Genomic DNA, 23,247 nt, shown 5'->3' on the forward strand with positions numbered 1-23,247 from the left:
GGTCGCGGCTGGTCCGCGGCCGCACCCGTGTATCTACCGGCCGCCGGCTCCCCGGCGGACAGCGGCGGCACCCGACCCCGCGTCCGCGGACGCGCGAGAGCCATGACACACGCTTCCTCCTCGACATCCTCCGTCGACACGGCGACGCCGCCCGCCTCAAGCCTCATCCGCACGGCGGGCATCTCCTACTTCCTCATCGCGTTCATCGCGCGTCTGCCTTTCGCGATGATGGTCGTCGGCGTGCTCACGGTCGTCGTCTCGGCGCGGGGCTCCCTGTCGCTCGGCGGGCTCACCTCCGCCGCGGTCGGCCTCGGCACCGCATGTTTCGGGCCCCTGCTGGGCGCGGCCGCCGATCGGTTCGGTCAGCGCTTCGTGCTGGTCGCTCTCGCGATCGCCAACGGTGCGATGCTCGTCGTGTTCACCCTCGTCGTCTACGGCGAGGCCGCCGATCTCCTCGTTCTCGTCGCCGCGTTCGGCATCGGCGCGACCGCGCCGCAGGTGGCGCCGATGTCGCGCTCCAGGCTGGTGACGATGATCACCGAGCGGATGCCGGAGTCGGTGCGTCCGCGCACGCTGTCGGGAACCATGGCGTATGAATCCGCCGCGGATGAGACCGTGTTCGTGTTCGGGCCCTTCCTCGTCGGCATCCTCGCGTCCGTGATCGCGCCCTGGGCGCCCCTCATCGGAGCGGCCGCGCTCACCGTCCTGTTCGTGGGAGGCTTCGCGCTGCACCCGAGTGCCAGGGCCGTGTCGATCCACCGCGGCGACGACGGGAGGGCGCCGTCCTCGGCATCCGAGCTGCTCCACCCCCGGGTGCTCGTCGTCGTCCTCGGCATCCTCGGCGTCGGGATGTTCTTCGGGACCACGCTCACGTCTCTCACCTCGTTCATGGCCGATCGGGGTGCGTCGGAGGAGGCCGGACTGCTCTACGGCGTCATGGGCGTCGGTTCGGCGCTCCTCGCACTCGGTGTGGCCTGGCTTCCCGCGCGGTTCACGCTGCGCGCCCGCTGGCTCGTCTTCTCGGCGATCCTGCTCGGCGGAACCCTGCTGCTGCTGCTCGTGGACGCCCCGGCGACGATGATGGTGGCGCTCGCCATCATGGGCGTCGGCATCGGGCCGACGCTCGTGACGCAGTACAGCCTCGGAGCCGCTCGCAGCCCGCTCGGACGCTCGGCGACCGTCATGACCATGCTCGGATCCGCGGTCATCGTCGGGCAGTCGATCGGCGCAGCCGTCGCGGGGGAGCTCGCCGAGAACCTCGGAACGGGGGCTGCGCTCGCGCTCCCGATCGCCGCGGCCGGGGTAGCGTTCGCCGCGGCGCTTGTCAACTGGCGCCTGAGTGGCACAGCACCTCGCGTAGCCTCGGTCTGAGCCTCTGTAGCCTGAGGAGCACCGCACCGGATCGTCAGGAGCCTTCCCCCATGCCCGCAGATTTCGTCGTCGTCGCCAACCGCCTCCCGGTCGACCGCATCGTCGGTCCGGACGGCGCGGAGGAATGGCGGACGTCGCCCGGCGGTCTGGTCGCAGCCCTCGAGCCGATGATGCGCAGCGCCCGCGGAGCCTGGGTCGGCTGGCCCGGGCAGCCCGACGCCGAGCTCGAGCCGTTCGAGATCAACGGCATCGATCTGGTGCCGGTGTCGCTGAGCGCCGACGAGGTCGCCGATTACTACGAGGGCTTCGCGAACGACACCATCTGGCCGCTCTACCATGACGTGATCGCGCCGCCGCAGTACCACCGGGAATGGTGGGACGCGTACGTGCGGGTGAACCGCCGCTTCGCGGAGGCCGCCGCATCCGTCGCGGCCCAGGATGGGACGGTGTGGGTGCACGACTACCAGCTGCAGCTCGTGCCGCAGATGGTGCGCGACCTGCGTCCTGACGTGACGATCGGGTACTTCCACCACATCCCGTTCCCGGCGCACGGCCTCTACGCCCAGCTGCCGTGGCGCGACCAGGTGCTCACCGGTCTGCTCGGGGCGGACGTGATCGGGTTCCAGCGTGCTCAGGACGCCACGTACTTCCTCACGGCGGTCCGCCGTCGCCTCAAGTACGAGGTGAAGGGCTCGAACGTCGCCGTGCCGACGGCCGACGGTGGCACACGGTCGGCGGTCGCCAAGGCGTTCCCGATCTCCATCGACACCGCGCCCTATCTCGAACTCGCGGCCCGCCCCGACATCAGGGCGCGTGCGCAGGAGATCAGGGAGAGCCTCGGCAACCCCTCCAAGATCCTGCTCGGCGTGGACCGGCTCGACTACACGAAGGGCATCCGTCACCGCATCAAGGCGTACGGCGAGCTGCTGGAGGACGGTCGTCTCGACGTCGAGGACGTCACCCTTGTGCAGGTCGCGAGCCCCAGCCGGGAGCGCGTCGACGCCTACGTGCACCTGCGTGACGAGATCGAGCTCGCGGTCGGCCGCATCAACGGCGACCACGACACGATGGGGCACACGGCGATCCGCTACCTGCACCAGGGGTATCCGCGCGAGGAGATGGTCGCGCTCTACCTCGCGGCGGACGTCATGCTCGTGACGGCTCTCCGGGACGGCATGAACCTCGTCGCCAAGGAGTACGTCGCCACGCGCGCCGACAACAGGGGAGTGCTGGTGCTCAGCGAGTTCACCGGCGCCGCCGACGAGCTCAGACAGGCCGTGCGCGTGAACCCCCATGACATCGCAGGGCTGAAGGACGCCATCATGTCCGCGGTCGAGATGACGCCGGCCGAGCAGTCGAGGCGGATGCGATCGCTGCGCCGCCGGGTGCTCGAGAACGACGTCACCGCGTGGTCGAATTCCTTCCTCAAGGCTCTCTCCGAGGTCAGGGCGCGCTGATCCGGACGGCCATACTGGAGGGGACCCGTCGATTGGAGACTCTCCCGTGACCCGCAGCTGGACCCCCGGATCGTCCGACCCCGTCCTGAGCGCCATCGCCGCGACACAGCGGCTGGTCGTCGCACTGGACTTCGACGGGACGGCGTCTCCGCTCGTTCCCGACCCGATGGCCGCGCGGGCGCTCCCCGAGGTCGCGGCGCAGGTCGCGCGCCTCGCCGAGCTCCCCGACACGGTCGTGGCCTACGTCTCCGGTCGGAGCATGCACGATCTGCGCGTCATCACGGAGCACACCGACGACTCGCTCATCGCCCTCGCCGGCTCGCACGGTGCGCAGTACTGGTACCCGGGAGTGGGCGACGCGGACGCCGACGGTCCCGCGACGGCCGACGGCGATCGCGAGGAGCTCTGGGCCGCCGCCCGCCCCATCATCGACCGATACGAGGGTGCGGAGCTCGAGCCGAAGACGTTCGGGATGGGGGTCCACACGCGTACAGCCACCCGCGAGGTCGAGAAAGCGGTGTTCGCCGAGATCGACGAGCTGGTCGCCGCGCGCTTCCCGCACTGGCGTCGTCGCTCCGGCCACCGCGTCCTGGAGTTCTCGTCGCGGACGGAGGGGAAGGATGCCGCGATGGCGGCGCTCCGCGCACACTTCGCCGCCACTGCGATCCTCTTCGCCGGCGACGACGTGACCGACGAGGACGCGATGCGCGTGCTCGAGGGCGAAGATCTCGGCGTGCGGGTCGGACCGGGGGAGACCGCGGCGACCCTGCGTGTGGAGAACCCACAGGAGATCGCCCTCCTTCTGGGCGCCCTGGCGGACGAGCGCGCTGCCCGTCGGGAATAGACTTCCGTCATGTCCTCGCCTGACACCGCCCCTCACGAGTCCATCGATATCAAGCCCCGCAGCCGCGTCGTCACCGACGGCATCGAGGCGACGACCTCTCGCGGCATGCTCCGCGCCGTCGGCATGGGCGACGCGGACTGGGACAAGCCCCAGATCGGCATCGCCTCGAGCTGGAACGAGATCACCCCCTGCAACCTGAGCCTCGACCGGCTCGCCCAGGGTGCGAAGGAGGGCGTGCACTCCGGCGGCGGATACCCGCTGCAGTTCGGCACCATCTCGGTCTCGGACGGCATCTCGATGGGCCACGAGGGCATGCACTTCTCCCTCGTGTCGCGCGAGGTCATCGCCGACTCCGTCGAGACCGTGATGATGGCGGAGCGTCTCGACGGCTCGGTGCTGCTCGCCGGCTGCGACAAGTCGATCCCCGGCATGCTCATGGCCAGCGCCCGCCTCGACCTGTCGAGCGTGTTCCTGTACGCGGGATCGATCGCGCCCGGCTGGGTGAAGCTCTCGGACGGCACGGAGAAGGACGTCACCATCATCGACTCCTTCGAAGCCGTCGGCGCCTGCCGTGCGGGGCTCATGAGCGAGGAGGACCTCAAGCGCATCGAGTGCGCGATCGCTCCGGGCGAGGGCGCGTGCGGCGGCATGTACACGGCCAATACCATGGCGTCCGTCGCCGAGGCGCTCGGGCTCAGCCTTCCCGGCTCCGCGGCACCGCCCGCTGCCGACCGTCGTCGCGACTACTTCGCGCACCGGTCGGGCGAGGTCGTCGTGAATCTGCTCCGCCAGGGGATCACCACCCGCGACATCCTCACCAAGGAGGCCTTCGAGAACGCGATCGCCCTCGCGATGGCCCTCGGCGGCTCGACCAACGTGGTCCTGCATCTGCTCGCGATCGCCCGCGAGGCCGACGTCGAGCTGAGCCTGCACGACTTCAACCGCATCGGCGACAGGGTGCCGCACGTCGCCGACATGAAGCCGTTCGGCAAGTACGTCATGAACGACGTCGACCGTCACGGCGGCATCCCCGTCATCATGAAGGCGATGCTCGACGAAGGGCTGCTGCACGGCGACGCGCTCACCGTGACAGGCAAGACGCTCGCCGAGAACCTCGCAGAGCTCGACCCGCAACCGATCGACGGCGAGGTCATCCACACGTTCGACAACCCGATCCACGCCACGGGCGGGCTCACGATCCTGCACGGCTCGCTCGCGCCCGAGGGCGCCGTGGTCAAGACGGCCGGCTTCGACGCCGCGGTGTTCGAGGGACCCGCACGCGTCTTCGAGCGCGAGCGCGCGGCGATGGACGCCGTCGCCGATGGGTCGATCGAACCGGGCACGGTCATCGTCATCCGCTACGAGGGACCCAAGGGTGGACCCGGCATGCGCGAGATGCTCGCCATCACGGCGGCCATCAAGGGCGCGGGGCTCGGAAAAGATGTACTACTCTTGACGGACGGACGATTCTCAGGCGGCACAACCGGCCTGTGCATCGGCCACATAGCACCCGAAGCGGTGGACGCAGGTCCCATCGCCTTCGTGCGCGATGGTGATCTGATACGGGTCGATATCGCAGCTCGCTCTCTCGACCTACTCGTCGACGAGGCGGAGCTCGCCTCCCGCCGCTCTGGCTGGGAGCCGCTTCCCCCGCGCTATACCCGTGGCGTTCTTGCCAAGTACTCGCGTCTCGTGCGGTCCGCCGCCGAGGGCGCGACGACCGGCTGATCCGATCCGCCGGACGGGTTCCCGACCCCGTCTGGGGACCGACGTCGCCCACAGACCATCAGAAGGAAAGTCATGACTGCTGACTCCGTCTCGGCCGTGCCGAGGCCACCCGCACCCAAGTCGTCCGCTCCCGAGATCACCGGGGCGGAGGCCGTCGTCCGCTCGCTCGAACTGCTCGGCATCACCGACGTGTTCGGTCTGCCGGGTGGCGCGATCCTCCCCGTCTACGACCCGCTGATGGACGCGAAGCAGCTGCGACACATCCTGGTCCGCCACGAGCAGGGGGCCGGACACGCCGCCGAGGGATACGCGTCGTCGTCGGGAAAGGTGGGCGTGTGCATCGCGACCTCCGGACCGGGCGCGACCAACCTCGTCACCGCGATCGCCGACGCCTACATGGACTCCGTGCCGCTGCTCGCGATCACCGGCCAGGTGTTCTCGACCCTCATGGGCACGGACGCGTTCCAGGAGGCCGACATCGTGGGCATCACGATGCCGATCACCAAGCACTCGTTCCTCGTGCGGGATGCCGCGGACATCCCGGGCGCCATCGCCGCCGCGTACGAGATCGCCTCGACCGGCCGCCCCGGCCCCGTGCTCGTCGACATCACGAAGGACGCGCAGCAGGCCGTCGCCCCGTTCGTGTGGCCTCCCAAGATCGACCTTCCCGGCTACCGCCCGGTGACCAAGGCGCACGGCAAGCAGATCCAGGCCGCCGCGGCGCTGCTCGCCGAGGCCAAGAAGCCCGTGCTGTACGTCGGTGGCGGAGTGATCCGCGGTCGCGCCTCGGCCGAGCTCCTCGCCCTCGCCGAGACCACGGGCGCACCGGTCGTGACGACGCTCATGGCCCGCGGCGCGTTCCCCGACTCGCACCCGCAGCACCTGGGCATGCCCGGCATGCACGGCACGGTCCCGGCCGTGCTCGCGCTGCAGGAGGCCGACCTGCTCGTGTCGCTCGGCGCCCGGTTCGACGATCGCGTGACCGGCAAGGCGTCCCTGTTCGCGCCGAACGCCAAGGTGGTGCACGTCGACATCGACCCTGCCGAGATCTCGAAGATCCGCACGGCCGACGTGCCGATCGTCGGCGACGTGCGCGACGTGCTCGTCGACCTCGAGAGCGCGTACCGCAGCGCAGCCGGGGGCACCGCTCCCGACACCGAGGAGTGGTGGTCGTACCTCGACGGCCTCCGCACCGAGTTCCCGCTGGGATACGCGCCGACCACCGACGGCCTCCTCGCGCCGCAGTACGTGATCCAGCGCATCGGCGAGCTCACGGGCCCGGAGGGCATCTACGCCGCGGGCGTCGGCCAGCACCAGATGTGGGCCGCGCAGTTCATCAAGTACGAGCGTCCGAACGCCTGGCTGAACTCCGGGGGAGCGGGCACCATGGGCTACTCGGTCCCCGCCGCCATGGGCGCCAAGGTGGCCGAGCCCGACCGTCACGTGTGGGCGATCGACGGCGACGGCTGCTTCCAGATGACCAACCAGGAGCTCGCCACCTGCGCGATCAACAACATCCCGATCAAGGTCGCCGTCATCAACAACTCCTCGCTGGGCATGGTGCGCCAGTGGCAGACCCTCTTCTACGACGGGCGTCACTCGAACACCGACCTGAACACGGGCCACGGCACCATCCGCATCCCCGACTTCGTGAAGCTCGCCGAGGCCTACGGGTGCCTCGCGATCCGCGTGGAGAAGGAGGAGGAGGTCGACGCCGCCATCAAGCTCGCGCTCGAGACGAACGACCGTCCCGTCGTGATCGACTTCGTCGTGAGCGCCGATTCCATGGTGTGGCCGATGGTGCCGCAGGGCGTCAGCAACAGCTACGTCCAGTACGCGCGTGACCACGCGCCCGCATTCGACGAGGAGGACTGACCATGACGACGCACGTGCTGAGCCTCCTCGTGGAGGACACCCCCGGCCTGCTGACGCGAGTCGCCGGACTCTTCGCCCGACGGGGCTTCAACATCCACTCGCTCGCGGTGGGCGTCACCGAGGTGCCGAGCATCTCGCGCATCACGGTGGTGGTCGATCTCGACGACCTGCCTCTCGAGCAGGTGACCAAGCAGCTCAACAAGCTGATCAACGTCATCAAGATCGTGGAGCTCGACTTCTCGACGTCCGTGCAGCGCGAGCACATGCTCATCAAGGTGCGCACCGACAACACCACCCGATCGAACGTGATCGAGGTCGTGAACCTCTTCCGCGCCTCCGTGGTCGACTACGCCTCCGACGCCCTCGTCGTCGAGGTCACGGGCGACCGCGGCAAGGTCGAGGCACTGCTCCGGGCCCTCGAGCCCTTCGGCATCAAGGAGATCGCGCAGTCCGGTCTCCTCGCGATCGGCCGCGGCGGCAAGAGCATCACCGAGCGCGTCCTGCGCGGCTGACCCTTCACCAAGCTCAGGGACCACGTGTCCCGATCAACCACGAACAAGGAGAAAGAACCAGTGAGCACCGAGATCTTCTACGACGCTGACGCCGACCTGTCCATCATCCAGGGCAAGAAGGTCGCGATCGTCGGCTACGGCTCGCAGGGCCACGCCCACGCGCAGAACCTGCGCGACTCGGGTGTCGAGGTCGCGATCGCCCTCAAGGAGGGCTCGAAGTCCGCGCCGAAGGCGGAGGAGGCCGGCTTCGCGGTCAAGACCGTCGCCGAGGCCACCGAGTGGGCCGACCTCATCATGATCCTCGCGCCGGACCAGCACCAGCGCACCATCTACAGCGAGTCGATCGCCCCGAACCTCACCGCGGGCAAGACTCTCGCCTTCGCGCACGGCTTCAACATCCGCTTCGGCTACATCGACGCTCCCGAGGGCGTCGACGTGATCCTCGTCGCGCCGAAGGCGCCCGGCCACACGGTGCGCCGCGAGTTCGTCGCCGGCCGCGGCATCCCCGACATCATCGCTGTCGAGCGCGACGCCTCCGGCAACGCCTGGGCGACCGCCCTCTCCTACGCGAAGGCGATCGGCGGCACCCGTGCCGGTGTCATCAAGACGACCTTCACCGAGGAGACCGAGACGGACCTCTTCGGCGAGCAGGCCGTGCTCTGCGGTGGCATGAGCCACCTCGTGCAGGCCGGCTTCGAGACCCTCGTCGAGGCGGGCTACCAGCCGCAGATCGCGTACTTCGAGGTGCTGCACGAGCTCAAGCTCATCGTCGACCTCATGTGGGAGGGCGGCATCGCCAAGCAGCGCTGGTCGATCTCCGACACCGCCGAGTTCGGTGACTACGTCTCGGGCCCGCGCGTCATCGACGAGCGCGTCAAGGAGAGCATGAAGGGCGTTCTGTCCGACATCCAGTCTGGCGCTTTCGCCAAGCGTTTCATCGAGGATCAGGACAACGGTGGCGAGGAGTTCCTGGCGCTGCGTGCCAAGGAGGAGACGCACCCGATCGAGGCCACCGGCAAGGAGCTGCGTTCGCTCTTCGCCTGGAAGCAGCAGGACGAGGACTACGTCGACGGCAGCGCTGCGCGCTGACGGCGACGTAGTCCTCGGAAGGCTGCGCTGGTCTGGCCGCTGCGCGGCCGCCGGCCTTCGGTCTGGGTCGACGGCAGCGCTGCGCGCTGACGGCGACGTAGTCCTCGGAAGGCTGCGCTGGTCTGGCCGCTGCGCGGCCGCCGGCCTTCGGCCTGGGTCGACGGCAGCGCTGCGCGCTGATCGACCGACGAACAGCAACGGGCCCGGTGCGAATCGCACCGGGCCCGTTCTGCGTCCGGATTCACTCCGCGGGCGCGGCGTCCTCCACCTGGATCGGCGCGTCCGCCGGATCGGCCCACACGGGCGCGGGCAGGGGGGTGTCGATCTGGCCGTTCTGGATCGCCCGCAGCGCCTCGGTGATCTCGTCGGCGTTCTCCGGCACGGCGAGACCGCAGGTCCGCAGCTCCGAGGCGAACTTCAGCGTGAGTCGGATCTTGCCGGCCTCGACGGCCTCGGCAGTCGTCCCGGTGAGCTTCTCGCTCCCGGTCTGGATGTCGGAGACCTCGTCGCACACGTGGTAGACCGCGCCCCCGGCGACCCACACCACCTCGTCCTTCCCGAGCAGCTGGATGACGGTGGACTGGTCGGCGGTGTACTGCTCGACGGAAGGCGGATCGAAGTCGATCCCCAGGACGACGGCAAGGGCGGCGAGGACGATGCCCACGACGCCGGCGGTGGCCTTCTGCCCCTTGTTCATGTCCTTGTTCAGGAAGATCAGGATGATCAGCGGGAGGAAGGCGACGATCGCGATGATCGCGCCGAGCTGGTTCTGCACGAAGAAGCGGACCTTGTCCGACTTTCGCGCCGGGTCCAGCCGGTTCGCCTTCTTCCAGAGGATCGAGCCGGTGATCGACAGCGCCGCGATCACGACGAGCATGACCAGCAGCGTGATGAACGCCCACTGGGGGAACTGGGCCGTGGCGTTCTGGCTCTCCAGCAGGCCGGTGTCGGTGTCGCGGACGAACGTGCCGTCCTCGCCGACCACGACGCGCTGACGCAGCACCCAGAAGATGGCGACGGCCTCGGCGGCGATCGCGACGGCCCACAGGGCGACCGCGATCCATCGGAACGCCGTCGCCTTCGATCTGGCCCGCGCGGTCGGCGTCCAGCCCGCTGCGGGCTCTCCGGCCGCGCCGGTCGACCGCGAACGGTCTGTGCGATTGTTGTCCTCGGTCACTGCGATCCCTCCCCACCGTGGGCGCTTCCCGGCCCGGATACCCCCGAGCCTAGTGGAGCCGGTGTCCTACGCTGGAGACATGACATCCGATTCCGACGACGATGCCCTGAGCTGGGACGGTGACGAGGGTCGCACCTCGAAGCGACCGCCTCGAGAGGATGCCGGTCGGCCCTCGCCCGTGCAGGATGCCGCAGCGGAGCCGTCGGTCGTCGAACCATCGACCGAGGCCGCGCGGTCGTCGGATGCCGCGGCTCCGGTCGACGCGGAGAGCGACGCGGGCGTCCTGCTCGATGACGAGCGCCCCTCTCTGAGCACGGGCATGCTGCTCGCGCTCGGCGTCGTCGGCGGGATCTACCTCCTCTACAGCGTCGGCTGGGTCGTGGGCGGCCTGCGACTCAAGCCGCTCGCGAACTTCTTCGTCGCCGATGCGATGTTCCTCCCGTGGTTCGTGCTCGCCGTCGCGGCACCGGCGCTCTGGTTCCTCGCCGGGTGGGTGCTCACGCGCGGCAAGGCGACCTGGACCCGTCTGTCCGTCCTCCTGCTGGGAGTGGTTCTGCTCGTGCCCTGGCCCTTCGTGACGGTGGGGGCGATCGGATCATGACCGCCACGCGTCCCGCATCCCCGACTCCGTCGTCGCCCCGCTGGGTGACCGGGCTCGTCCTCGGCCTCGCAGGCCTCTTCTACGCGTACGCGATCTGGAACGCGATCGCGCACCTCATCACGATGGCGCAGAGCGGCATCGACGGCGCCGGGTGGGTGACGCTGCTGTTCGGCGTCGTCTTCCCCGCGATCGTCTTCGTGTTCGCGTACCTGATCGGTCGCCGTCGTCGTGCCGGCGAGCTCGCGCTCGCGCTGCTGGCCGGTCTGGGCATCGTGGCGGTGTTCTGGCTGAGCCTGCTGGCCTACAGCCTCACGCTGCCGACCGCCTGAGGCGTCGTCGTCCGTCACACGTCCGGGAGGCGGGGGAGCGCTCGGGTACAGTTGAGGTGATCGCGCCCCCACGGTGTGCGGCGCATCGGCCCCTCCCGCCTGTCGCGCTGCCCCGAAGGATCCACTGTGCCGAAGCCCGTCGTGCTCATCGCCGAAGTTCTCTCTCCCGCCACGATCGAGGCCCTCGGCCCCGACTTCGACGTCAGGCACGTCGACGGGACCGATCGCGAGGCCCTGTTCGCGGCCCTCGCCGAGGCGAACGCGGTGCTGATCCGCTCGGCGACGCAGATCGACGAAGAGGCTCTCGCGCACGCTCCGCAGCTCAAGGTCGTCGCCCGCGCCGGCGTCGGACTCGACAACGTCGACATCAAGGCGGCGACCACCGCCGGTGTCATGGTGGTGAACGCCCCCACCTCGAACATCGTCTCGGCCGCCGAGCTCACCGTCGGCCACATCCTGAGCCTCGCCCGCCGTATCCCCGCCGCTCACGCCTCGCTGTCGTCCGGCGCCTGGAAGCGCAGCTCCTTCACCGGCGCCGAGCTGTTCGAGAAGACCGTCGGCATCGTCGGACTGGGCCGCATCGGCGCCCTCGTCGCGGCCCGACTCGCCGCGTTCGACATGCGGGTCGTCGCCTACGACCCCTACGTCACCTCCGCGCGCGCCCAGCAGCTCGGCGTGCAGCTGCTCTCGCTCGACGAGCTGGTGGCGGAGTCCGACTTCCTCACGATCCATATGCCGAAGACCCCCGAGACCACGGGCATGATCGGCGCAGAGCAGTTCGCAGCCATGAAGCCGACGGCCTTCGTGGTGAACGTGGCCCGCGGCGGCCTCATCGACGAGGAGGCGCTCCATGAGGCGCTCGTCGCAGGTGAGATCGCGGGCGCCGGCCTCGACGTGTTCACGTCCGAGCCGCCGGTCGAGGGCGGCTCCGCGCGGGCGCTCCTCGACCTGCCCAACGTCGTCGTGACCCCGCACCTCGGCGCGAGCACCGAGGAGGCCCAGGAGAAGGCGGGCGTCTCGGTCGCGAAGTCGGTGCGTCTCGCGCTCGGCGGCGACCTCGTGCCCGACGCGGTGAACGTCGCCGGCGGTGTCATCGACCCGTACGTGCGTCCCGGCATCTCGCTCGTCGAGAAGCTCGGCCAGATCTTCGCGGCTCTCGCGACGTCGCCGCTCACGAGCCTCGACGTCGAGGTGCACGGCGAGCTCAACGACTACGACGTGAGCGTCCTGAAGCTCGCGGCCCTGAAGGGCGTGTTCACCAACATCGTCAGCGAGACCGTGTCGTACGTGAACGCTCCGCTGCTCGCCGAGCAGCGCGGCATCGCGGTCCGCCTGCTCAAGGACGACGAGAGCGACGAGTACCGCAACGTGATCACGCTGCGGGGCGCCCTTTCCGACGGCTCGCAGCTCGCGGTCTCCGGCACGCTGACCGGTCCGAAGCAGACCGAGAAGCTCGTCGGCATCAACGACCACGCGCTCGAGCTGCCGATCGAGAAGCACCACGTCGTGATGCTCTACACCGACCGCCCCGGCATCGTCGCGGTCTACGGCCAGAAGTTCGGCGAGGCGGGCATCAACATCGCCGGTATGCAGATCGCGCGACTCGCCGCGGGAGACCAGGCCCTCAGTGTCCTCACGCTCGACTCGCCGGTGTCCGACGAGCTGCTCGACGACGTCCGCGACGTGATCGACGCCGACCTGTTCCGTCAGATCGAGATCACCGAGGTCTGATCGGAACCGACGAAGAGGGAGGATGCCGCGCACCGCGGTGTCCTCCCTCTTCTCTGTCCGCGCCGCCGGTCAGGGCGCCGTGGCGCGAAGGACCAGCGCGAGCAGCGCCTCCAGCTCCTCGCGGTGGGGTACCAGGTGCTCCTCGCCGTTCACGTCGAGGGAGTTGTTGAAGTACAGGCCGTCGCTCACGAGCATCACGAGGTCGAGACTGGCGCGGTCGCGCACGTGCGGGCGGATCGTGTCCTCCCAGCGCCGTCGGACGTGGCGGAGGGCGTCGCCGGCCGCGACGGAACCGCCCTGGGCGAGGCGTGACGTGGCGATGAGGGCGCGGTCGAGCGCGTCGTCCTCCATCACCGAGGTGCGCACGTAATAGGCGACGGGACCCTCGTCGTGCGCGTTCATGCGTTCGAGGTCTGCCGTCGTGAGCCTATCGAGACGGTCGAGCAGGCCGGCGACGAGGTCGTCCTTCGAGCCGAAGTGATAGAGGAGGCCGCCCTTCGAGACGCCGGCTTCCTTGGCCGTGGCGTCGAGGGTGGCCGTTCGCTCGCCGTCGTTGATCACGATCTTCTCGAACGCGTCGAGCACGCGCTCGCGGGCGAGGGGAGGTCTGGGCATCGGGGTCCTCTGCTCGGCGGATTCCTGTCTTCACGGTACGCCAGGGGAGCGGTGATTCTGTTACTATACCATCCGGACGGTTTAGATTCAGGCCGCCGCAACTCGAAAGGTGTTCCTCATGACCCGCACGGCGTCGATCCCGACGACGGAGACGGAAGCCCCCCGCGTCGGGGCCCGCGGCTGGGCGGCTCTCGTCGTCCTCATGCTGCCGGTGCTGCTCGTCTCGGTGGACAACACGGTGCTCAGTTTCGCCCTGCCCGAGATCTCCATCGCGCTCGGCCCCTCGGGGACCGAGCAGCTCTGGATCATCGACGTGTACCCGCTCGTGCTGGCCGGGCTCCTCGTGACCATGGGAACGCTCGGCGACCGTTTCGGACGCCGCAGGATGCTGCTGATCGGCGCGACCGGTTTCGCGATCGTGTCGGCGCTGGCGGCGTTCGCGCCGACCGCAGGTCTACTCATCGCCGCACGTGCCCTGCTCGGCTTCTTCGGAGCCATGCTCATGCCGTCGACACTGTCGCTGCTGCGGTCGATCTTCCAGAACCGCGACCAGCGGCGTCTCGCGATCGCGGTGTGGGCGTCCGCGTTCTCGGCGGGTGCGGCGCTCGGTCCGATCGTCGGCGGCTTCCTGCTCGAGCACTTCGCGTGGGGATCGGTGTTCCTCATCGCGGTTCCCGTGCTGATCCCGCTGCTCATCGCCGCGCCGCTCCTCGTACCCGAGAGCCGCGACCCCCACCCCGGACGAATCGACCCGGTCAGCATCCTGCTGTCGATGGCCGCCATGATCCCCGTGGTCTACGCGATCAAGTCGTTCGCGGTCGACGGTCCGTCGCTCACCGCGGGCGGCTGGGCGCTGCTCGGCGTGATCATGGGGTACCTGTTCGTCCGACGCCAGCTCCGAGCCGACATCCCCATGCTCGACATGGCGCTGTTCCGCCGAGGCACGTTCTCGGGAGCGATCCTCGTGAACCTGCTCAGCGTCGTCGCACTCGTCGGCTTCCTCTACTTCGTCTCCCAGCATCTCCAGCTCGTCCTCGGGCTCTCGCCGATGGTCGCGGGCCTGGCGCTCGTGCCCGGCATGGTGGCGATGATCGTCGCCGGCCTCAGCGTCGTGCCGATCTCGCGTCGAGTGCGCCCGCACGTCCTCGTGCCGGCCGGCCTGGTGTTCTCGGTCGCCGGATACCTTCTCGTTGCCCTGTCGACCGAGGATCACGGTGTGGCGCCGCTCATCATCGCCTTCGTCGTGCTGGGCATCGGCATCGGCGCCGCCGAGACCATCTCGAACGAGCTGATCCTCTCGAGCGCTCCGGCTGCGAAGGCCGGAGCAGCGAGCGCCGTGTCGGAGACCGCCTACGAGCTCGGAGCCGTGCTCGGCACGGCCGTGCTCGGCGGACTCATCACCGCGTTCTACCGCGGCGCGCTCGTGGTGCCGGACGGCATCCCCGCCGACGCCGCGCACGCGGCATCCGAGACCCTCGCCGGGGCGTACACGGCTGCGGCCGAGCTGCCGGGCGAACTCGGCGACGCCCTGTGGGCTGCGGCATCCGCGGCGTTCGGCTCCGGTGTGCTCGTGACGTCGCTGATCGGTGCGGGACTCGTCGTGGTCGCGGGGGTCATCGCCGCCGTCACACTGCGCAAGGCGCCCTCTCACTGACCGCTACGCTGGGGGGACCGGTCCGCTCGACGCCGCCAGGCGGAGCAGGCCGGTCCGTCCCGATGCAAGGAGTCCCATGTCGCGTGTCGTGAAGCTGGCCGTCATCCCCGGCGACGGGATCGGCCCCGAGGTCATCGCCGAGGCCGAGAAGGTGCTCGACGCGGTCACGGCAGACGCAGACGTGACGTTCGACAAGACCCGGTTCTCGCTCGGCGCAGACCGGTTCCTCGCCACGGGCGACACCCTCACGGACGACGACCTCTCGGCCATCGCCGCGCACGACGCGATCCTGCTCGGGGCCGTGGGGGGAACCCCGGGCGACCCGCGTCTGAAAGACGCCAACATCGAGCGCGGCCTGCTCCTGAAACTGCGGTTCACACTCGACCACTACGTGAACCTGCGTCCGTCGAAGCTCTTCGCCGGCGCCCCCGGCCCGCTGGCCGAACCGGGCGAGATCGACTTCGTCGTGGTGCGCGAGGGCACCGAGGGGCCGTACGTCGGCAACGGCGGAGCGATCCGCACGGGCACCCCTCACGAGGTCGCGAACGAGACGTCCGTCAACACCGCCTTCGGTGTCGAGCGCGTCGTCCGCTACGCCCTCGACCTCGCCGAGCGTCGGCGCAAGAAGGTGACGCTCGTGCACAAGACGAACGTGCTGGTGCACGCGGGCGCCATCTGGCAGCGGATCGTGAACGAGATCGCCGCCGAGCACCCCGACGTCTCCGTCGACTACCTCCATGTCGACGCCGCCACGATCTTCCTCGTGACCGATCCGTCGCGCTTCGACGTGATCGTCACGGACAACCTCTTCGGTGACATCCTCACCGACCTCGCCGGAGCCGTCACGGGCGGCATCGGCCTCGCAGCCTCGGGGAACATCAATCCCGACGGCGCGTTCCCCTCGATGTTCGAGCCCGTGCACGGTTCGGCGCCCGACATCGCCGGTCAGCAGAAGGCCGACCCCACGGCCGCGATCCTCTCGATCGCCCTCCTGCTCGACCACCTCGGCCTCCCGGAGGAGAGTGCCCGCGTGCACGCCGCCGTCGAGGCCGACATCGCCGCCCGGTCGGGCGCGCGAACGACCGCGGAGATCGGCTCCGCGATCACGGCACGCCTCTGAACAGCAGGCGTAGGCTGAAGCGGCGCGACGATGCGCCCACCCACGAGGATTGGATGAAGACATGACGACCATCGATGCCGAGACGACCGTGGCTCCGTTGGAGTTCGCGGTGACGAAGAACCTCAACGCGGCCACCCCGGCGCGCGTCGCGGAGGTCCTGGAGAACCCCGGATTCGGTGTCGTGTTCACCGACCACATGGTGGACATCTGCTGGTCGGCCAAGGGGGGATGGCACCGTCCGCGCGTGCAGCCCTACGGTCCGATCCCGCTCGATCCCGCAGCATCCGTCCTGCACTACGCGCAGGAGATCTTCGAGGGCATCAAGGCCTACCGGCACGCCGACGGCTCGATCCACACCTTCCGCCCCGACCGCAATGCGGCGCGCATGCAGGCGAGCGCCAGGCGTCTCGCTCTGCCGGAGCTGCCGTCCGAGTACTTCGTCCAGTCGCTGCGCGAGCTCATCGCCGTCGACGGACGCTGGGTGCCGTCCGGAGCGGACCAGAGCCTGTACCTGCGCCCGTTCATGTTCGCCAAGGAGGCGTTCCTGGGCGTGCGTGCCGCGCAGAAGGTCGCGTACTACGTCATCGCCAGCCCGGCCGGCGCCTACTTCACCGGTGGCGTGAAGCCCGTGCGCATCTGGCTGTCGGAGGAGCACGCCCGCGCGGGTCGCGGCGGCACCGGCAAGGCCAAGACGGGCGGCAACTACGCCTCCAGCCTGCTGCCCCAGGCGCTCGCGAGCCAGAAGGGCTGCGACCAGGTGGTCTTCCTCAACGAGGACGACAACGTCGAGGAGCTCGGCGGAATGAACGTCGTGTTCGTGTTCAAGGACGGCCGCGTCGTCACGCCGGAGTCGGACAGCATCCTCGAGGGCATCACTCGCGACTCGCTGCTGCAGCTGGCCGAGGACCGCGGCTACACGGTCGAGAAGCGACCGATCTCGATCACGGAGTGGCGCGAGGGCGTGGCCTCCGGAGACATCGTCGAGGTCTTCGCCTGTGGAACCGCTGCGGTGGTGACGCCGATCGGTGCACTCGTGGGCGACGGATTCGACGAGCCGCAGCCGCTGGGCGAGCTGGCCCTCTCGCTGCGCGAGGAGCTCACCGACATCCAGTACGGACGTCGCGAGGACCGGCACGGCTGGCTCGTGCGCCTCGACGGCTGAGCGTTCCGGCGCGATCGGGCTGGATAGGCTGGATGCATGAAGATCGCGCGGTTCAGCCATGACGACGCCATCCTGTTCGGGATCGTCGACGAGTCCGACCTCGTCGTCCTGACGGGCGACCCGCTGTACGCCGGGTACGAGACGACCGGTGACCGCGTGCCGATCGCGGATGCCGTCATCCTCGCTCCCGTGATCCCTCGCTCCAAGATCGTGTGCGTGGGCAAGAACTACCACGACCACGCCGCCGAGATGGGGGGAGAGGCGCCCGCCGAGCCCCTGCTGTTCCTCAAGCCCAACACGTCGGTGATCGGCCCGGGCGACGCGATCGTGCGACCCTCCATCTCCGAGCAGACCGAGTTCGAGGGCGAGCTCGCCGTGGTGATCGGCCGCGTCGCCAAGAACGTCTCCGCCGAGAACGCTCTCGACCACGTGCTCGGCTACACGATCGCGAACGACGTGACCGCTCGCGACCTCCAGCGCAAGGACGGTCAGTGGACGAGGGCGAAGGGATTCGACACGTTCTGCCCGCTCGGCCCGACCATCAACACGGACTTCGACCCGTCGACCGCGACGATCCAGACCCGGGTGAACGGCGAGGTGAGGCAGCAGGCGCCGCTCAGCGACATGATCCACTCCATCGCCGACATCATCGAGCACGCATCGGCGGTGTTCACGCTGCTGCCCGGCGACGTGATCCTCACCGGTACGCCCGCCGGTGTGGGCACGTTCAGCGCGGGAGACACGGTCGAGGTCGAGATCACCGGCCTCGGTATCCTGCGCAACGCCGTGCGCGACGCCTCTCCTGCGTCATGAGCGATGTCGCCCTCTCGGCGGCGCAGGTCCTCGGCGTTCAGCGGCGCACCGTCCTGATCCTGTCGATAGGGCAGGTTCTGGGTGGCATCGCATTCGGGGCGACCGTGTCGCTGGGGGCTCTGCTCGCAGCCGACATCTCGGGCAGTGACGCGCTCTCGGGTATGGCGACGGCCTCCGTGACACTGGGTGCCGCGCTCTGCGCCATCCCGCTGGCCCGGCTCGCCGCGCGGGTGGGGCGCCGCCGGGCTCTGACCCTCGGCAACCTCTTCGCGCTGGTCGGCATCGCCGTCGTCATCACCGCCGCCTCCCTGCGGCTCTTCCCGCTGCTGCTCGTCGGCATCGTCATGATCGGAGCCGGGAACGCCGGCAACCTGCAGTCGAGGTTCGCCGCGACCGACCTCGCCTCTCCGCAGCATCGGGGCAGGGATCTGTCGATCGTCGTGTGGGCTACGACCATCGGCGGGGTCGCGGGACCGCTGCTCCTCGGCCCGGGCGAAATCGTCGGAGAGATCATCGGGATGCCGCCGCAGACGGGCTCGTACGCCTTCTCGTTCGTCGCGCAGTGCGCGGCCCTGGCGCTGTATCTCATCGCCCTGCGCCCTGATCCGCTGCTCACGGCGCAGAGGCTCGCTGTCGCGGCAGCAGCGACCGTGGGCCGTGTCATCGAGGACCGCCCCGTCGTGGCGCGCTACGCCATCTTCGCGATCGCCGGCTCGCACGTCGTCATGGCCTCGGTCATGGCGATGACTCCCGTGCACCTCGCTCACATGGCGCACGGCGCACACGGCATGGCGCCGACCCCGGCCGACGTCTCGGCCCTCGTCGGCATCACGATCGCCCTGCACGTCGGCGGCATGTATGCGCTGTCGCCGCTGTTCGGCATCCTCGCCGACCGCTGGGGGAGGCTGCGCGTCGTCCTGCTCGGGCAGGTGCTGCTCGGCGGCGCTCTGGCCTTCGCCGTGTTCGTGAACGATCAGGAGTGGGGAGTCATGGTCGCGCTGATCCTGCTCGGACTCGGCTGGAGCGCCGCCACGGTCGCCGGTGCGGCGCTGCTGACCGAGGCGAGCGCCCCCGAACTCCGCACACGGCGGCAGGGACGCAGCGACTCGCTGATGAGTCTCTCCGCCGCGGCCGGTGCCGTGCTCGCCGGCGTCGTCCTCGCGAACTTCCAGTACGCCGGGCTCGGGATCGCGGCCTCCGTGCTCGTCGTCGCGATCGTCGCGCTGTCGCCGCTCGCCGTGCAGCGCCGCCGTGAGGAGATCACGACCTTGTGAGCGACAGGGCGATGTCGTGAAGGATTGGGCTGGTTCGGGCGCCGGTTACGCGGCGTCGTACGAATCCCTCTGCGTCGGTACCCTTCCGATGCTGCGTCGGAGCCTGGGCGCGGCTGACGGACGAACGATGCTGGACGTCGGCTCGGGGACTGGTGCGCTGGCCGCGGAGTTCCTCTCCGCTGGGTGGGACGTCACTGCGTGTGAGCCCGAGCAGACGTTGCGTGCCGTCGCCGCGCAACTCCGCCCCCAGCTGGCGCTGGTCGCGGGATCTCTTCCTGCGCTTCCGTTCCCTGATTCGGCATTCGACGTCACAGTCGCCAACTTCGTGCTGAACCACGTTAGCGACCCCCGCGCCTCGGCGCGCGAGCTCGTCCGTGTCGCCCGCACAAGGGTCGCAGCATCGATCTGGTCGACGTCACCCTCCTGGTTCTGGCGCGAGGTATATGACCGGGCCGGTCTCGCACCGATCGAGGCCACGCGGCTTGCGGCGGAGATGGACTTCGATCGATCAGCGGCGGGATTCGCCTCGATGCTCGAGGACGCCGGGTGGGCAGGCGTCGAGGTCGCAGAGCGCACCTGGACCTGGTACGCCTCGCCGCGGGAGCTCTGGGCGTCGGCGGAGGGGGGAGTAGCCACCGCCGGTGCGTTCTATCGTGCTCTGGATGCCGACGGGAGGGTGGCCTTTCGTGGCGGCTTCGACGCGGTCTGCGCCGACCGATGTGTCGGCGATCACGTCCCGCTCGAGCACACGGCCGCGATCGCGACCGCGCTCGCCCGGTGATGCAGCGCCGGCGCGCGGGGAGCACGACGCCTGCGCCGTAGAATCGAAGGGCTATGGCTACTCCTCACCCCCTCACGACGACGGCCAGCGGCGCCGACGTCCGCGTGCGCTTCTGTCCCTCGCCGACCGGTCTGCCGCACGTCGGCATGGTCCGCACCGCTCTGTTCAATTGGGCCTACGCCCGACACAACGGCGGAAAGATGGTGTTCCGCATCGAGGACACCGACGCCGCGCGCGACAGCGAGGAGAGCTTCCGACAGCTCGTCGACGCGCTCACCTGGCTCAAGATCGACTGGGACGAGGGCGTCGAGGTGGGCGGCCCGCACGCCCCGTACCGCCAGTCGGAGCGCCACGACATCTACCGAGGTGTCATCGACAAGCTGCTCGCGACCGGGGCGCTCTACGAGAGCTACTCGACCGCCGAGGAGATCGATGCCCGTAACGAGGCGGCGGGCCGTGCCAAGCAGCTCGGCTACGACAACTTCGACCGGGAGCTGACCGCCGAGCAGAAGGCCGCGTTCCGCGCCGAGGGGCGTCAGCCCGCGCTGCGCCTGCGCGTGCCGGACGAGGACGTCACGTACGTCGATCTCATCCGCGGCGAGGTGACGTTCCCCGCGGGGTCCTTCCCTGACTTCGTCGTGGTGCGGCCCAACGGCATCCCGCTGTACACGTTCGTGAACCCGGTCGATGACGCGCTCATGGGGATCACCCACGTGTTGCGCGGCGAGGACCTCATGCCGTCGACTGCCCGTCAGCTCGCCCTCTACGCGGCCCTCATCGACGCAGGCGTGACGACGTTCGTGCCTCGCTTCGCTCACATGCCGCTCGTGCTGGGGGAGACCGGCACGAAGAAGCTCTCGAAGCGCGACCCGCAGGCCGATCTGTTCCTGCACCGCGAGCGCGGGTTCATCCATGAAGGGCTGCTGAACTACCTGGCTCTGCTCGGATGGTCGATCGGCCCCGACCGCGACGTGTTCTCGCTGGACGAGTTCATCGAGGCGTTCGACATCACGAACGTCAACCCGAACCCGGCGCGCTTCGATCAGAAGAAGGCCGAGTCGATCAACGGCGACCACATCCGGATGCTGGGGGAGAAGGACTTCGCCGAGCGCACCATCCCGTACCTCGCCGCCGCGGGGCTCTTCGACGAGCCGACGCACGAGCAGCTCGTCCTCGCCTTCCGGGCGGCGCCGCTCGTGCAGGAGCGCGTGCAGCTGCTGGGCGATGTGCCGGGGATGCTCGGCTTCCTGTTCGTCGACGAGGTGTCGTACGACGCTGATGCGCTGAAGGGGCTCCCGGCCAATGCCGCGGAGGTGCTGCAGGTCTGCGTCGCGGCTCTCGAGCCCGTCGAGGAGTTCACCCCGGAGAAGATCCAGGATGCTCTCGCCACCGCCCTCGTCGAGAACCTCGAACTGAAGCCCCGCGTCGCCTACGGCCCGCCGCGCGTCGCGATCACCGGTCGGCGTGTGTCGCCGCCGCTGTTCGAGTCCATGGAGCTGATCGGGAAGGACGAGTCGCTTCGCCGCCTCCGCGGTCTGGCTGACGTCCTGTCTCAGTGACGGCACGCCCGGGTAGGCGACCGGAGTGAGGCGTTTTGGCATTCCGGTCGCCGCTCGGGTAGGCTTGACTCTCGGTGCGAGGCTCCGGTTTCGCCCTTGGGGTATGGTGTAATTGGCAACACGGCTGATTCTGGTTCAGTTGTTCTTGGTTCGAGTCCAGGTACCCCAGCAGAACGAAAACCCCCGCTCAGGCGGGGGTTTCGTCGTTTTCGGTCAGTTCGCCACCGATGCGGCGGCGACGTGCTCCGACGCGGTTCAGGTCGAGGGCCCGTCACCGACGATCCCGCCGAGCGTCGTCAGACACACATCGACGATGAGAGGCCGAGCGACCTCGGCGGTGGTCTGGTCCTGGTACGTCAGGGCCAGGGTGACCAGCACGCCGAGGGCGCCGGTGACTCGGGCCCGACGATGCAGGCTCGAGGCCTCGTCGATTCGGAACATGTCCGACACCAGCGCTCCGATCCGCGCGAGTCCGGCGAGCAGCCGCTCGTCTTCGATCGGCGGGAGGGAGGCGAGCACGACCCTCGCCCACCCGGGGTGGCGGAGGGCGAGCTCGACCAGGGCCGCGATGGTCGCCGCGTCTCGCGCTCGGTCGTCGTCGAGCCCCGTCACCTCGGCGTGCACGCTCTCCGTGAGCCGTACGCACTGGTCCAGAGCCGCGTCGATGAGAGCATCCTTCGAGGGGAACCTCCGGAGCAGGCCGGTCTTCGAGAACCCGGTCGCATCAGCCACGGCCTGGATTGAGGTCTCTCTCGCTCCCCGGCGCGCGACGAGCGAGGCCGCCGTGTCGAGGACGGCCTCGTCGATCTCGGCGTGGGTGGGCCGCACCGGTCGTGACGAGAGGATCATGCGCGCACCGTCGCCGACCGCCCGCGGAGCACGAGGGCGGTGACGCCCACGAGCAGCTCCCACGCGAGGATCGTGTACACGGCGATCCGCTCCCACACGCCGTCGGCGAGCAGGGTGAACGCGGCGGAGTTCGAGTCGACGAGGAGCATCACCAGGCCGAGCAGCCCGATGACGCCGAGCGCGACGGATGCCGAGCCCAGCCATCGCGGGGACTCCCGCAGCGCGGTCCTGCCCGCGACGATCGCGGCGACGTTGCCGGCGATGATCGCCATCGCCGCCCCGAGCACATGGAGCGAGATGAGTCCGTTGTCGGCGTTCGTCTGGCTGCCGGGGAACAGCCCGACGAGGATGATGCCCACGGCGTGCACGAGGGCTGCGCCGAGGAACCATCGACGTGCACCGCGCCGCCAGCCGCCTGCGCGGACGGTGAGGGCTGCAGCGCTCGCGAAGAGCACGCCGTGCAGCACGAAAGCGGCGTTCATCACGAGGTGCAGCGGCGAGTCGATCGTGCGCCCCTGGAACTGTCCGACGTCGGGGACGCCGAGGTCGCTGATGTAGTTGGTGGCGTACGAGTACCCGGGGAAGGCTGACGCACTCACCGCCTCCGCGACGAGGTAGATCGCGGCGGCGAGGATCCACAGCACGGCACTCTTGGACTGAATCGGTCGCATACGGACCATATTAGTCCGCAGCGCCGTGTGCGATC

Annotated in this window: 21 protein-coding genes and 1 tRNA gene; 18 read left to right on the forward strand and 4 right to left on the reverse strand. The window is 69.4% G+C overall.

From position 1 onward, the window contains the following. The first annotated feature begins 102 nt into the window (after positions 1-102). The 7 genes from RAC69_RS00425 to ilvC all read left to right on the forward strand — a co-directional run bounded on the left by RAC69_RS00425 (position 103) and on the right by ilvC (position 8,876). A complete protein-coding gene (locus tag RAC69_RS00425; protein WP_375084385.1) occupies positions 103-1,371 on the forward strand; it encodes an MFS transporter in 1,269 nt (422 codons plus the stop codon). 50 nt (positions 1,372-1,421) lie between these two features. After that, positions 1,422-2,828, forward strand: a complete 1,407-nt coding sequence (locus RAC69_RS00430) for a trehalose-6-phosphate synthase (protein ID WP_375084386.1) — start codon at positions 1,422-1,424, stop codon at positions 2,826-2,828. A gap of 46 nt (positions 2,829-2,874) precedes the next feature. Continuing rightward, a complete protein-coding gene (otsB, locus tag RAC69_RS00435; RefSeq protein WP_375084387.1) occupies positions 2,875-3,672 on the forward strand; it encodes a trehalose-phosphatase in 798 nt (265 codons plus the stop codon). A gap of 9 nt (positions 3,673-3,681) precedes the next feature. Continuing rightward, a complete protein-coding gene (ilvD, locus tag RAC69_RS00440; RefSeq protein WP_375084388.1) occupies positions 3,682-5,400 on the forward strand; it encodes a dihydroxy-acid dehydratase in 1,719 nt (572 codons plus the stop codon). Positions 5,401-5,472: 72 nt separating this feature from the next. Beyond that, complete coding sequence (locus RAC69_RS00445) at positions 5,473-7,275, forward strand: acetolactate synthase large subunit (RefSeq protein ID WP_375084389.1); 1,803 nt, start codon at positions 5,473-5,475, stop codon at positions 7,273-7,275. Positions 7,276-7,277: 2 nt separating this feature from the next. Continuing rightward, positions 7,278-7,787 carry an acetolactate synthase small subunit gene (ilvN, locus tag RAC69_RS00450; RefSeq protein ID WP_341934694.1) on the forward strand — a complete coding sequence of 170 codons (510 nt, stop codon included), beginning with the start codon at positions 7,278-7,280 and terminating at the stop codon, positions 7,785-7,787. 60 nt (positions 7,788-7,847) lie between these two features. Then, on the forward strand, positions 7,848-8,876 hold the full coding sequence (gene ilvC, locus RAC69_RS00455; protein ID WP_375084390.1) for a ketol-acid reductoisomerase: 1,029 nt from the start codon (positions 7,848-7,850) through the stop codon (positions 8,874-8,876). A 241-nt stretch (positions 8,877-9,117) separates the two neighbouring features. Here ilvC and RAC69_RS00460 read toward each other — a convergent pair whose 3' ends face one another. Continuing rightward, a complete protein-coding gene (locus tag RAC69_RS00460) occupies positions 9,118-10,053 on the reverse strand; it encodes a hypothetical protein (protein WP_375084391.1) in 936 nt (311 codons plus the stop codon). Between the two features lie 79 nt (positions 10,054-10,132). Here RAC69_RS00460 and RAC69_RS00465 point away from each other — a divergent pair, with 79 nt between their 5' ends. The 3 genes from RAC69_RS00465 to serA all read left to right on the forward strand — a co-directional run bounded on the left by RAC69_RS00465 (position 10,133) and on the right by serA (position 12,714). Beyond that, positions 10,133-10,654, forward strand: a complete 522-nt coding sequence (locus RAC69_RS00465; protein WP_375084392.1) for a hypothetical protein — start codon at positions 10,133-10,135, stop codon at positions 10,652-10,654. Next, complete coding sequence (locus RAC69_RS00470; protein WP_375084393.1) at positions 10,651-10,983, forward strand: hypothetical protein; 333 nt, start codon at positions 10,651-10,653, stop codon at positions 10,981-10,983. Before RAC69_RS00465 ends, RAC69_RS00470 begins: the two co-directional genes overlap by 4 nt. Before the next feature lie 126 nt (positions 10,984-11,109). After that, entirely contained in the window at positions 11,110-12,714 is a 1,605-nt protein-coding gene (serA, locus tag RAC69_RS00475; RefSeq protein WP_375084394.1) for a phosphoglycerate dehydrogenase, read from the forward strand. Between the two features lie 69 nt (positions 12,715-12,783). Here the strand turns inward: serA and RAC69_RS00480 are convergent, their stop codons facing one another. After that, complete coding sequence (locus tag RAC69_RS00480) at positions 12,784-13,329, reverse strand: TetR/AcrR family transcriptional regulator (RefSeq protein ID WP_341934688.1); 546 nt, start codon at positions 13,327-13,329, stop codon at positions 12,784-12,786. Between the two features lie 118 nt (positions 13,330-13,447). Between RAC69_RS00480 and RAC69_RS00485 the strand changes: the two genes are divergently transcribed. The 8 genes from RAC69_RS00485 to RAC69_RS00520 all read left to right on the forward strand — a co-directional run bounded on the left by RAC69_RS00485 (position 13,448) and on the right by RAC69_RS00520 (position 21,861). Then, entirely contained in the window at positions 13,448-14,983 is a 1,536-nt protein-coding gene (locus RAC69_RS00485; protein WP_375084395.1) for an MFS transporter, read from the forward strand. A gap of 76 nt (positions 14,984-15,059) precedes the next feature. After that, the gene (locus RAC69_RS00490; RefSeq protein WP_375084396.1) at positions 15,060-16,103 is read left to right on the forward strand and encodes a 3-isopropylmalate dehydrogenase; all 1,044 of its coding nucleotides are present in this window, start codon (positions 15,060-15,062) and stop codon (positions 16,101-16,103) included. Positions 16,104-16,164: 61 nt separating this feature from the next. After that, positions 16,165-17,265 carry a branched-chain amino acid aminotransferase gene (locus RAC69_RS00495; protein WP_341934685.1) on the forward strand — a complete coding sequence of 367 codons (1,101 nt, stop codon included), beginning with the start codon at positions 16,165-16,167 and terminating at the stop codon, positions 17,263-17,265. A gap of 36 nt (positions 17,266-17,301) precedes the next feature. Further along, positions 17,302-18,078: a fumarylacetoacetate hydrolase family protein gene (locus RAC69_RS00500; RefSeq protein ID WP_375084397.1), complete on the forward strand. Its 777-nt coding sequence runs from the start codon at positions 17,302-17,304 to the stop codon at positions 18,076-18,078. Beyond that, entirely contained in the window at positions 18,075-19,352 is a 1,278-nt protein-coding gene (locus RAC69_RS00505; RefSeq protein WP_375084398.1) for an MFS transporter, read from the forward strand. Before RAC69_RS00500 ends, RAC69_RS00505 begins: the two co-directional genes overlap by 4 nt. 88 nt (positions 19,353-19,440) lie before the next feature. After that, positions 19,441-20,133 carry a class I SAM-dependent methyltransferase gene (locus RAC69_RS00510; protein WP_375084399.1) on the forward strand — a complete coding sequence of 231 codons (693 nt, stop codon included), beginning with the start codon at positions 19,441-19,443 and terminating at the stop codon, positions 20,131-20,133. Between the two features lie 53 nt (positions 20,134-20,186). After that, positions 20,187-21,692 (forward strand): glutamate--tRNA ligase, encoded by a 1,506-nt coding sequence (gene gltX / locus RAC69_RS00515; RefSeq protein WP_375084400.1) that lies wholly within the window; start codon positions 20,187-20,189, stop codon positions 21,690-21,692. A gap of 97 nt (positions 21,693-21,789) precedes the next feature. Then, positions 21,790-21,861: transfer RNA gene (locus RAC69_RS00520), tRNA-Gln, on the forward strand. 86 nt (positions 21,862-21,947) lie between these two features. Here the strand turns inward: RAC69_RS00520 and RAC69_RS00525 are convergent. Both RAC69_RS00525 and RAC69_RS00530 read right to left on the reverse strand, forming a co-directional pair. Beyond that, positions 21,948-22,541, reverse strand: coding sequence for a TetR/AcrR family transcriptional regulator (locus tag RAC69_RS00525; protein ID WP_375084401.1), 594 nt, complete (start codon positions 22,539-22,541; stop codon positions 21,948-21,950). Next, entirely contained in the window at positions 22,538-23,212 is a 675-nt protein-coding gene (locus tag RAC69_RS00530; RefSeq protein ID WP_375084402.1) for a DUF998 domain-containing protein, read from the reverse strand. Before RAC69_RS00530 ends, RAC69_RS00525 begins: the two co-directional genes overlap by 4 nt. Positions 23,213-23,247 lie beyond the last annotated feature (35 nt).

The sequence above is a fragment of the Microbacterium sp. LS_15 genome (assembly GCF_041954735.1).
In the GTDB taxonomy this organism is placed as follows: domain Bacteria; phylum Actinomycetota; class Actinomycetes; order Actinomycetales; family Microbacteriaceae; genus Microbacterium.